Raw genomic sequence first — 10,545 nt, forward strand, 5'->3', positions numbered from 1 at the left:
AACCCTTTGCGACGGTCAAATGTACTAAAAGAAACGAAAAACTACCGCTTGTGCAGGATGCTATTGAGTACCCGGACCGATGATACCAAGGTCCCCATCTCTGTGTAGATCTCTACATCCCAGAGGTGAGTGGAGCGTCCCCGGTGTATGATCCGCGCCTTGGCGGTCAGCGTATTGCCGAGCCGAGCGGAGTGTACATGGCTGCCGCTCACCTGCATACCTACCATCGTCTCATCCTGACTCAGCAGGTAGACCGACCCGTAGCCGGCTATCGTCTCTGCGAGAGCGAGTGAGGCGCCGCCATGGAGGATCCCCATCGGCTGGCAGGTGCGACGATCGACCGGCATCGTGCACTCTACGTAGCCCTCCTCAAGGACTGTGCACTTCATGCCGAGAGTCTCCATGAGGGTATCCTTCTGCATCGCATTGATGAAGTCCACCTCAGGATGTTCGGTAGCCCCCTCAGGATGCAGCACATACTTATTGAGTAGGTGCTGGATGCCCTCCTCCTCGTTGGAGGTGGTGACGTAGTCCGACACCTGCTTGACCATCTCATTCGCATTCGCCATAGCCACTCCCAGCCCGGCAGCCTGGAGCATCGGGATGTCGTTATTGGCATCACCGACGGCGATCACCTGACCTCGCTTTACCCCCATCTCGGACATGAGGAAGCTGAGTGCCTTCCCCTTGTCCACATAGGGACTCATCGCCTCGATGAATATCGGACCGGAGAGGATCGCATTCAGCTTACCTCTAAATCGCTCCTGTAGCTCGATCGCCAGCTTCCCTATCACCTCCGGATCCCCGGCTATGCCACACTTGTAGGGATCTCTCACGAGTGCATCCTTGAGATTAGGCACTTGTCGGATCGGCATGCCGTTGTCTATCTGACTCTCCTGGCGCACGTAGGGGCTGTCAGCATCCTCCGTGATGATCTCGTGGCGGGTGTAGGTCATCATCGTCACGGGGTAGCCCTTAAGGAAGTCGTAGAGCTCACCGACCGTCTCCCGCGAGATGGTGGACCGGGTGAGCACATCATTGTCCATGCAGGAGGTGATCTTGGCACCATTATAGGAAATAATGTACCCGCCATACTTGGCCAGCTGGAGCTGCTCTGCGATATGCTCGCAGCCAAAGGTGGGTCTCCCCGAGACCAGAGCGACGGTCATGCCCATCTCGAGGATCTCTCGGATGGCATTGGCGGTGGCGGGGGTGATCTGCTTGTCGTCCGTCACCAGAGTGCCATCGAGGTCGACGGCAAAGAGGAGGTACTTCAGCGGATCCTTCCCGGAGCTATAGTGGGGGTTGAGTATGCGGGGTGTCTTGGCCGATACTTGCATAGGTTATGTGAGATTTATAGTGATAGTATACTGAGCACACGGTAGTCCTCCTCGCTGATCGTCTTGGCACCCTTGATGGCGCTGGAGAAGGGGATGTAGACGACTCTATTGTCTCGGATACCGACCATGATATTGCGCTGCCCGTCGAGGAGTGCGTCCACAGCAGCTACGCCCAGTCGGCTCGCCAGGATACGATCCCCGGCGACCGGACTGCCGCCGCGCTGGATGTGTCCCAGGATTACGGCGCGAGCCTCCCACTGAGGGTGCGACTCGTGGATCCTCTCGATGAGAGCCTGAGCACCACCGGTGGCGGGACTCTCGGCTACGAGGACGATGGCTGAGTTCTTCGTCTTCCGGAATCCATTCTCCACCATCCGATTCATCTGATCCATCGAGCTCTTGAACTCCGGTATCACCGCCACCTCGGCTCCGCTGGCGATCGCTCCATTGAGTGCGAGAAATCCCGCATCACGTCCCATCACCTCCACGATGAAGAGGCGATTGTGCGAGCTGGCGGTGTCGCGAAGCTTATCGACGGCGTCCATGATCGTATTGAGTGCCGTGGCGTAGCCGATCGTCTGGTCGGTCCCGCCAAGGTCGTTGTCGATCGTCCCGGGGATGCCGACGACGGGGTAATTGTGGTCGCTGGCAAACTTCCGGGCACCGCTGAGCGAACCGTCGCCGCCGATCACCACCAGGGCGTCGATCCCGTGCTTCATGAGGTTGTCGTAGGCCTTTTGGCTCCCCTCATCGGTCATGAATTCCTTGCAGCGTGCGGTCTTCAGGAAAGTACCTCCCCTCTGGATGATGTTGCTGACATCCTCCGTCGCCAGCTCCTTGATCTCGTCATCTATCAGCCCCTTGTATCCCTGGTAGATGCCAAATACCTTGATCCCATTGTATATAGCGGTGCGGGTGACCGCACGTATGGCGGGATTCATGCCCGGCGCATCTCCGCCAGAGGTGAGTACGCCGATGGCTCTGATATTGCCGCTGCTTGTGATCGTTTTGTCCATATTGCTCTCTTGAAATCGTTCTAACCACAAATGTAATCAGAAGTGGTCAATTAAGTAGACTTACTGCGGTGAAAACTTACCGGAGGAGTCTGCCCTCAGACTAATACCGGTATTAGTGATCACTAAACCCGGTATTAGTCGACACTAAACCCGGTAATAGATGACACTAATATCGGTAATAGATTTGACGATGTGACCTTGTGTGGTAGTCAGTCACATAGAGTATCGCTGAGCGTTGCACAGCAAAGGGTTCTCGGGTGGGTGTCTCCGACACGACCGCCCTGTATGGTGGATAGGGATAATGAAGTTGAAATTAAGCAATAAAGTGGTGAGCAAGGACCTTAGGTGGTTCTTTGAGGGTATTTGTCTTCTGGTGATCCCCAAAGGATGTTTTCCATTCTGTTTTCGGAACTTTAGATCCTAAATACGTCTCTAAGCGAAGTGGATGGGTGTATTTGCATACAATAAGAAAAACACATACCTTTACGGTACCTAACTAATCCTATCGCTTTGATAGGTAACTAATTAATTATGAAACAATCTTTTAAAGTAATTGGAGTATGTCGGTGTTCGTCATGCGACTACCGAATTGCAAGAGATGAAAGACAGTGGTAAATATGAGTGTTAACCCCGGAGAAAGAAAAGCGGCACTTTCGGAAAAGAAAAGGAACCTTCTTTTGGTCGTTTTCGAATCAATCGTAGGAATTCTTCTTGCTGCGTCTGTAATACTTGCCATATATTCCGGTACGTATGAGGGTGCCGGACTAATCGCTCTACTTGGGATACTCTTCTTTTTCTTGGCTGGAAAGCGGAGGAACCTGAGTGCAGACATAAAGTCTGTACAAGGCCAAAGAGGAGAATCCTTGTAACAAGTAGCATATCGTCTAAAACAAATCTTCCGTGGTATTGTAGCCTCGGAAGATTTGTTGTGCGTCTGGTCTAGTGCTACAGAGGTGAGGCATTTGATAATAATCCAAGGAAGCCTGTTACCTATACATCAGTAGAGGCACGAGGTGGCGAAGACCGATGTGAGTGAGTATGCAACGGCTCCCAACCCTTTGTTGGGAGCCAAGTCGACTGAGAAGTATGTTGTTTTCTTATTATTTTACCCGTCGCTGGTCGTACTTCTTCAGACGGCAACTTCGCCACAGTCTGTGCGTATTGGTAGGGTTATGCGACACTCGTCCCCGAGTCTTTACTTTAGGGCAATGAAGCGGTCACCCGCCAGGGTGCTTCATTCCCATCTCTTCACATAGAGCTTGAATAGTATTTGTACCACACATCGCATCACTGTCGGTATGTCGGCACCGGCTTTTTCAGGGCAAGACTTTCTCGCTATATTGTGATCGCAATGGGAAGATATCTCTTAGTCATTGACTCCTTTAAGGGGTGCCTCACTTCGCCGGAGGCTGAGGAGGTCGTCTCTGAGGCGATCCTCAGCTGCGAACCGGATGCCGGGGTGATCTCGATCCCTGTCTCGGACGGCGGGGAGGGGATGCTGGATGCATTTCTGTCGGTGATGGGGGGCGAACGGGTCTCTCTCTGGGTGACGGATCCGCTGGGGCGAGCGATCACCGCTGCGTACGGGGTCACGAGGGAGGGGGTGGCTCTCATCGAGTCTGCCCGTGCTGTAGGACTCCATCTTGTCCCGCCGGATCGGCGTAATCCGCTCGTGGCATCCTCGTATGGGGTGGGTGAGATGGTCGCCGACGCTTATCGGCGAGGATGCCAACGCTTCATCGTGGGGCTGGGAGGCACCGCCACCTGCGATGGTGGGGTGGGTATGCTGCAGGCGCTGGCTGACGCTCTCGGGGTCGAGCGAGAGGCACTCAGTGAAGTGTTGTGTGACTGTCACTTTGTCCTGGCGAGTGATGTCACTAATCCTCTCTGTGGTCCTCACGGTGCGGCTCACGTCTTTGCTCCGCAGAAGGGCGCAACCCCTGCGATGGTCTCAGAGATAGAGAGCAGGATGCGAGAGCTGGCAGCACGTGCAGCTGACCACTTCGGCTACGATCGTAGCGACGTGCCGGGAGCGGGGGCGGCTGGCGGTCTCTGTTATGCCTTTATGCAATTCCTCGGGGCGGAGTGTCACTCCGGGATCGACCTGCTGCTGGAGTACCTGCACTTTGATGGCCTTATCCTCGGTGCCGACTGTGTGATCACCGGCGAGGGGAGTGCCGATGAGCAGACGCTGATGGGGAAGTTGCCCTACGGCATCATGATACGCGCCCGATCTGCCGGAGTGCCTACATGGCTCGTGGCCGGTCGGATCGAAGCGAGGGATAAGCTGCTGGCTGCCGGCTTCGATCGTGTCGCCTGTATCAATCCATCCGGGACTCCGACGGAGGTGGCGACGAGACCGGAAGTGGCTCGGGCAAATCTGAGCAGAACCATACTCTCGCTCCTCAGAGGTGAGTAGGGGATCTCTTGCCTGGAGTGAGAATAAGAAAAGGGGCTGTGTCGACCGAAGTCAACACAGCCCCTTTTGACCTCTACTCCTCCGGGTGGGGGAGTAGCTTGTGTGATCTGGTTACTTAGGCATTCACCTTAGCCATGTACTCGCAGAGCTCGATGAGCTTATTGGAGTAACCGATCTCGTTATCGTACCAGGAGAGTACCTTTACGAAGGTGTCGGTCAGAGCAATACCTGCGGTGGCGTCAAAGATGGAGGTGTGGGTGTCACCGAGGAAGTCGGAAGAAACGACAGCCTCCTCAGTGTAGCCGAGGATGCCCTTCATCTCGCCCTCGCTGGCCTCCTTCATAGCCTTGCAGATCTCCTCGTAGGTGGCGGGCTTCTCGAGGTTGACGGTCAGGTCAACGACAGAGACGTCCAGAGTAGGCACGCGGAGAGACATACCGGTCAGCTTGCCATTGAGAGAGGGGATTACCTTACCTACAGCCTTAGCAGCACCGGTAGAGGAGGGGATGATGTTGCCGGCGGCAGCACGACCTCCACGCCAGTCCTTCTTGGAGGGACCATCGACGGTCTTCTGGGTAGCGGTGGTGGAGTGTACGGTGGTCATGAGACCATCCTTGATGCCAAAGTTGTCGTGCAGCACCTTAGCGAGGGGTGCGAGGCAGTTGGTGGTGCAGCTGGCGTTGGAGACGATCTTGGTGCCCTTCTCGTAGGTCTTGTTATTCACGCCCATGACGAACATAGGGGTGTCGTCCTTGGAGGGAGCACTCATGATGACATACTTGGCACCGCCTCTGAGGTGAGCATCGCTCTTCTCCTTGGTGAGGTAGAAGCCGGTGCACTCGAGTACGTACTCAGCGCCGACCTCGTCCCACTTGCAGTTAGCAGCATCGGTCTCTGCGGTGCAGCGGATCTTCTTGCCATTTACGATCAGGAGGTTGTTCTCCTTATCGCAGTCCACCTCACCCTCAAACCTACCATGCATGGTGTCGTACTTCAGCATGTAAGCGAGGTAGTCGACGTCCAGGAGGTCATTGATGGCAACGATCTCGATGTTGTCGTGCTTCTGAGCTGCGCGGAAGGCACAGCGACCGATACGGCCAAAGCCGTTGATAGCTACTTTGATCATAGTGATTGTCTGTTATGTAAAATCAGTTACTGGTGTCAATTGTTATAGAGACTGCGGTGTGATCCGCAATCATCCATCTTTCGATGGACAAATATAATTAAAAAAATCGGTTTGTCGTCCCTTTTAGCGTTTGAAAAGGCCTTTTCCTATTCCTTTGAAGATCCCTTTAGCTATGCCGCGCAGACCGCTCCCGGCTCCTCTTAGAGTGCCGGCAAGTAGGAGACTGCTGCCCACAGCCAGTCCGGTGGGAAGGACCACCTCCTGGAGCAGTGAGGACCAGGATGAGTCCTTGATCTTATCCATGATGGAGAGCTTGTCGCTCTCCTGATCCTGCCTGAGATCCAGCAGGCGACTGCGCTCATGCAGTTGCCCCTCACCGTCAGGATCCATGCGGATGATCCGAGTGCGTGGAGTGGCGGCGGGAGCTTTGATGCCGAGTGCGGAGCCCACCAGCTTAGCTGTCATAGGACTCTTGTCGGCGAGTGCCCTCAGAGCCTCTCCCTTGGCTACTTCGACTCCATCGGTACGGAGATAGTCGACGTTATTGAGTATCCTCATCTTACTCTCCTCCGATCGGCTCTCCAGTCGGTGCTTCTGTGCCTCCAGTCGGCTCTTGTAGTCCGGCTTGTATGCTTTGGTGCTCATAGTGTCGTCTCTCTATCTGTGAGTGATAGGTGGTTACTGGTCCCGGAGGTCATCCTCCTCTCTATACTGATGCACCTCCACGACGGGATGTCCCTCTCGCTCGGTGCCAGGGATCACAGACTCGCCGTGGACATCGGTGACGTCGGCCACCATCGTGACCGTAGCGGTCTCGCGACGTGCTTCGCCCGCCTCCTCGTGCTCCTGCTCCTCCAGCCGGTCAAGCTGCTCGGTTATGATCTTCTCCTCCAGTGCACCGATGATCGGCTTGCGGAGGAGTAAGAGAATGAGATCAATCAGCAGAAACAACCCTACCAGACAGCCAAATCCTGCTGCCATAGAGGATACCGTCTCATAGGCGCCCCAGAGGTCGGAGGCAAAGATCATCGCAAAAAGAAGGGCAATGACCACCTGGAGAAAAAAGAGTGCCGCCAGCCCGAAGACCGCCATGATCAAGTAGTAGACTCCCCTCACTCCGGCAGGGACGCCCTTCTCGATTGCCTGGAGCTTCACCAGCTCGCGTTTGGCCTCCAAGAGTGTGAGAGCGTCAGACTTTACTTCATCAATGATTTGCTTGACTGTCTTTGCCATATATATACCTTCACGTAAGGTTTATTCTTTACGAGATAAAAGACAAATGGGACAGCGAAGAACCCTCTGGAGGATACTTCGACCATCCCATCTGAAGATAAGTGGCTCTAAGCAGCAAGGGGGTTAGTCCTTGTTGATCTTTTTCTTGGCCTCCTCGGTCAGCTTATCCTTCTCCTCCTTGGCCTCAGCCTTCAGGTCCTCAAGCTCCTCGTCAGTCAGGTCTGCGACCTTCTGAGCGGAGTCCTTCACCTTATTGCCGAGCTGAGAGGCGGAGTCCTTGACGGTAGAGTAGATGTCCTCGGCATCGCCCTTGATATCATCCACATAGCGAGAGAGGTCACGTCCTGCCTTACGGGCACGGATACGACCCTCGTAGTATGCGTCCTTGACGTTGCTCTTCACCTTGTCAGCGGTGTCGGAAACGTCATCGATCAGGTGGTTGCGACGGCCCTCATCAGAGAGGTAGGCAATGGCGGCGCCTACTGCTGATCCCACGAGGAGACCAAGCATAAACTTCACGCCGGAGTTGTTATTGCTGCTCATAATTTCTGTTTTCTGTCTTATTTAGTCCTTGTTTAGTGCTTGTCATGATAGGGAGTCTACCCCCTATCTTCTGTACAAATATACCTTTTTTCTGACATACAACTAATTCTGTCGTTGTAAATAGTCCTAATAGACCCTGTCTATTCTTATGCACCCACTCGCCGATCCAGGTAGTCCTGCACCAGAGGCAGGTCACCCGGCTCGGTCTCATCGGGATGGCGAAGCCGAAGCTGTGCGAGACAGATCCGAGTGAGACAGACATTGCGCCAGCCGACGATGTCTATTACCTCCATGTCGTCCGGGCTGATCCCGGTGTACTCATTGGTCAGCGCCTTGAGTGATCGGTAGTGGTGCCTCCAGTGCGGATCGAGTGCGGCGCTGAGCACCATGGTGCAGATCGCCTCCTTATGTTTGATCCAGTACTCTGCAGTCGGGTGGAGCCTCCGCAGGACAGCAAGCAGGATGCTCATGTCGAAGCGGATATTGTGGCACACGATCACGGAGGAGTGCTTGATTAGGGGCAAAAGGGTCTCCATGAGCTCTTCCTCGCTCTTTCCCATGATCCGAAGGGTATGCGTGTCGAGGTGATGGACCCTCATGGCCTCCTCGCTCCCCGCATCCAGCTGATCCACAAGCGCCACGCCGTGACAGAGCTCTCGATACCGGTCGTCCAGTCCGAGCCAGGCAGCCTGTACAATCCGATCCTCCCTCCCAGGCTCGATGGAGAGTCCCGTGGTCTGCAGGTCGAGGATCAGGTAGCGCGGGTAGAGCTCAGGATCCCTTGCTCTCAGCTCCGCAAGCTCAACCGGCGGTACTGTGGGAGGCTGTAACTGTCTGAGCAGATCCTTGTAGTCGATAGAGTGGGTCGACATTGTGATGATAGGCTTGCTGTTGCTTAGGTGGGACTTGCGTCGCGCTTTTCCTAAAATAATATCGCCGAGGAGCAGGATAACCAGCACCACGGCGATAATGATAAGGACTCCACTGAGGCTCATCGAAACAAATCAGTAGGAGCAAGCAAAGAGCACCCGACGCTCCGAGGGCTTGCCGGTCAGGATATCCTTACCGGGCTCATCAGGCTGCCCAAGTGGGATGCAGCGGATCGTCGCCTTGGTTAGCTCCTTGATCCGCGCCTCTGTCTCGGCTGTCCCGTCCCAGTGAGCCATGACGAAGCCACCGGCCTCGACCTTCTCGCAGAAGTCGTCCCAGTCGTCGCAGCTATAAGTGTGCTCGCTGCGGAAGTCCAGCGCCCTCTGATAGAGATTCTCCTGGATCTGATCCAGCAGCTCCTCGACCCGCTTACCGATGCCCTCGTAGGGCACGGTCTCCTTCTCCAGCGTATCCCGGCGCATCACCTCGATCGTCCCCTCCTCGACGTCACGCGGTCCGAGGGCGAGACGAACCGGTACACCCTTCATCTCATACTCAGAGAATTTCCATCCCGGCTTTTTATTGTCTGCGTCATCATACTTCACCTTGATGTCGTGATCCCGAAGCTCTTTGATGAGCGGCTCCACCAGCTTGGAGATCTGAGCCCGCTCCTCATCGCTCTTGTAGATCGGTATGATCACCACATCGATCGGTGCCAGTGCGGGAGGCAGCACCAGACCATTGTCATCTGAGTGGGTCATGATAAGGGCACCCATCAGTCGGGTCGATACGCCCCACGAGGTGGCCCATACCAGCTTCTCCTCACCGTCCTTGTCGGCAAAGGTGACATCAAAGGCCTTGGCAAAGTTTTGTCCCAGGAAGTGTGACGTACCGCTCTGCAGCGCCTTGCCATCCTGCATCATCGCCTCAATGGTATAGGTGTCAATGGCACCGGCAAAGCGCTCGGTCGGCGTCTTCACGCCGCGGATGACCGGCATCGCCATCTTCTTCTCTGCAAAGTCGGCGTACACCCTGAGCATCTGCCTGGCTCGCTCCTGCGCCTCCTCCTCGGTGGCATGGGCGGTGTGCCCCTCCTGCCAGAGGAACTCGCTCGTGCGGAGGAAGAGACGGGTGCGCATCTCCCAGCGCATGACGTTGCACCACTGGTTGCAGAGCAGGGGGAGGTCGCGCCAGGAGTGGATCCAGTTCTTGTACGTATTCCAGATCACCGTCTCAGAGGTGGGGCGGATGATCAGCTCCTCATCGAGCCTAGCCTCAGGGTCCACGACGACTGCGGACTCATCCTCTGTAGCCTTAAGCCGGTAGTGGGTCACCACGGCGCACTCCTTGGCGAAGCCCTTGACGTGCTCCGCCTCACGGCTGAGGAAGGACTTGGGGATCAGGAGAGGGAAGTAGGCGTTGCTGACACCGGTCTCCTTAAATGACTTGTCGAGGAGCTCCTTCATCCGCTCCCAGATAGCAAAGCCGTATGGCTTGATGACCATACAGCCGCGGACGGCAGCGTTCTCCGCCAGGTCAGCTTTGAGTACGATGTCGTTGTACCACTGGGAGTAGTTCTCTGACCGGGGGGTGATTGCCTTGATTTTCTTGGCCATATTCTTTGGCAATTAGATTGAAACTATGTTTAGGTGACAAAGGTACCACTTTTTGTAGATCCTTAGGAGATCCGAATCACAGCAACAGGGCTGACGTTTTTGGGGAATGGGCTCACAGCTTGATAGATAGAAGCTCGGAGGGCTTCAGAGTGGCGTTGGTCCGGAATTGGGTGATGAGTCTTTTACCGCTTTTTTCCTTCATTTTGTCGACAAAGAAAAGAGCGATTTTAGACATAATGTTGAAGTTCTTTGCCTCATTATTCTTCCTCTTAAGCTGCTGGTCCTCAAGCATCACCACGTCCAGCGTGTGGTGAAGGTGATTCTCTATTGACCAATGAGCCCTTATGAGGTCAAACACCTTCCCGGGGTCGGATAGTGATGA

General features: G+C 55.1%; 10 protein-coding genes and 1 pseudogene. 2 read left to right on the forward strand and 9 right to left on the reverse strand.

Translation table 11 applies throughout. The features are described 5' to 3' along the window. Window positions 1-41: 41 nt before the first annotated feature. Together B088_RS04965 and pfkA are read right to left on the reverse strand one after the other, a co-directional pair. Window positions 42-1,340: a Cof-type HAD-IIB family hydrolase gene (locus tag B088_RS04965; RefSeq protein ID WP_018107313.1), complete on the reverse strand. Its 1,299-nt coding sequence runs from the start codon at window positions 1,338-1,340 to the stop codon at window positions 42-44. Window positions 1,341-1,354: 14 nt separating this feature from the next. Beyond that, window positions 1,355-2,356, reverse strand: a complete 1,002-nt coding sequence (gene pfkA, locus B088_RS04970) for a 6-phosphofructokinase (protein ID WP_018107314.1) — start codon at window positions 2,354-2,356, stop codon at window positions 1,355-1,357. A gap of 617 nt (window positions 2,357-2,973) precedes the next feature. Between pfkA and B088_RS04975 the strand changes: the two genes are divergently transcribed. After that, a complete protein-coding gene (locus B088_RS04975) occupies window positions 2,974-3,225 on the forward strand; it encodes a hypothetical protein (protein ID WP_018107315.1) in 252 nt (83 codons plus the stop codon). Window positions 3,226-3,707: 482 nt separating this feature from the next. Further along, a complete protein-coding gene (locus B088_RS04980; RefSeq protein ID WP_018107316.1) occupies window positions 3,708-4,775 on the forward strand; it encodes a glycerate kinase in 1,068 nt (355 codons plus the stop codon). Between the two features lie 115 nt (window positions 4,776-4,890). Here the strand turns inward: B088_RS04980 and gap are convergent, their stop codons facing one another. From gap to B088_RS08820, 7 genes and pseudogenes are all read right to left on the reverse strand, one after another. Next, complete coding sequence (gap, locus tag B088_RS04985) at window positions 4,891-5,901, reverse strand: type I glyceraldehyde-3-phosphate dehydrogenase (protein WP_018107317.1); 1,011 nt, start codon at window positions 5,899-5,901, stop codon at window positions 4,891-4,893. A gap of 123 nt (window positions 5,902-6,024) precedes the next feature. Then, a complete protein-coding gene (locus B088_RS04990) occupies window positions 6,025-6,546 on the reverse strand; it encodes a hypothetical protein (protein ID WP_018107318.1) in 522 nt (173 codons plus the stop codon). 33 nt (window positions 6,547-6,579) lie between these two features. Next, window positions 6,580-7,134: a hypothetical protein gene (locus tag B088_RS04995; protein ID WP_018107319.1), complete on the reverse strand. Its 555-nt coding sequence runs from the start codon at window positions 7,132-7,134 to the stop codon at window positions 6,580-6,582. 123 nt (window positions 7,135-7,257) lie between these two features. Next, window positions 7,258-7,677 carry a YtxH domain-containing protein gene (locus B088_RS05000; protein WP_018107320.1) on the reverse strand — a complete coding sequence of 140 codons (420 nt, stop codon included), beginning with the start codon at window positions 7,675-7,677 and terminating at the stop codon, window positions 7,258-7,260. Window positions 7,678-7,823: 146 nt separating this feature from the next. After that, the gene (locus tag B088_RS05005) at window positions 7,824-8,672 is read right to left on the reverse strand and encodes a 3'-5' exonuclease (RefSeq protein ID WP_038973935.1); all 849 of its coding nucleotides are present in this window, start codon (window positions 8,670-8,672) and stop codon (window positions 7,824-7,826) included. A gap of 9 nt (window positions 8,673-8,681) precedes the next feature. After that, window positions 8,682-10,163, reverse strand: a complete 1,482-nt coding sequence (proS, locus tag B088_RS05010; RefSeq protein ID WP_018107322.1) for a proline--tRNA ligase — start codon at window positions 10,161-10,163, stop codon at window positions 8,682-8,684. A 112-nt stretch (window positions 10,164-10,275) separates the two neighbouring features. Then, window positions 10,276-10,545, reverse strand: a pseudogene (locus tag B088_RS08820) (ISAs1 family transposase); the annotation flags it as partial.

It is taken from the genome of Porphyromonas bennonis DSM 23058 = JCM 16335, from assembly GCF_000375645.1.
Classification (GTDB): domain Bacteria; phylum Bacteroidota; class Bacteroidia; order Bacteroidales; family Porphyromonadaceae; genus Porphyromonas_A; species Porphyromonas_A bennonis.

What these genes read in the sequence shown, in the direction of transcription:
- gap (WP_018107317.1), bottom strand. Translation starts at nt 5,901, where the DNA reads ATGATCAAAGTAGCTATCAACGGCTTTGGCCGTATCGGTCGCTGTGCC.
- proS (WP_018107322.1), bottom strand. Translation starts at nt 10,163, where the DNA reads ATGGCCAAGAAAATCAAGGCAATCACCCCCCGGTCAGAGAACTACTCC.
- pfkA (WP_018107314.1), bottom strand. Translation starts at nt 2,356, where the DNA reads ATGGACAAAACGATCACAAGCAGCGGCAATATCAGAGCCATCGGCGTA.
- B088_RS04975 (WP_018107315.1), top strand. Translation starts at nt 2,974, where the DNA reads ATGAGTGTTAACCCCGGAGAAAGAAAAGCGGCACTTTCGGAAAAGAAA.
- B088_RS05005 (WP_038973935.1), bottom strand. Translation starts at nt 8,672, where the DNA reads ATGAGCCTCAGTGGAGTCCTTATCATTATCGCCGTGGTGCTGGTTATC.
- B088_RS05000 (WP_018107320.1), bottom strand. Translation starts at nt 7,677, where the DNA reads ATGAGCAGCAATAACAACTCCGGCGTGAAGTTTATGCTTGGTCTCCTC.
- B088_RS04990 (WP_018107318.1), bottom strand. Translation starts at nt 6,546, where the DNA reads ATGAGCACCAAAGCATACAAGCCGGACTACAAGAGCCGACTGGAGGCA.
- B088_RS04995 (WP_018107319.1), bottom strand. Translation starts at nt 7,134, where the DNA reads ATGGCAAAGACAGTCAAGCAAATCATTGATGAAGTAAAGTCTGACGCT.
- B088_RS04965 (WP_018107313.1), bottom strand. Translation starts at nt 1,340, where the DNA reads ATGCAAGTATCGGCCAAGACACCCCGCATACTCAACCCCCACTATAGC.
- B088_RS04980 (WP_018107316.1), top strand. Translation starts at nt 3,708, where the DNA reads ATGGGAAGATATCTCTTAGTCATTGACTCCTTTAAGGGGTGCCTCACT.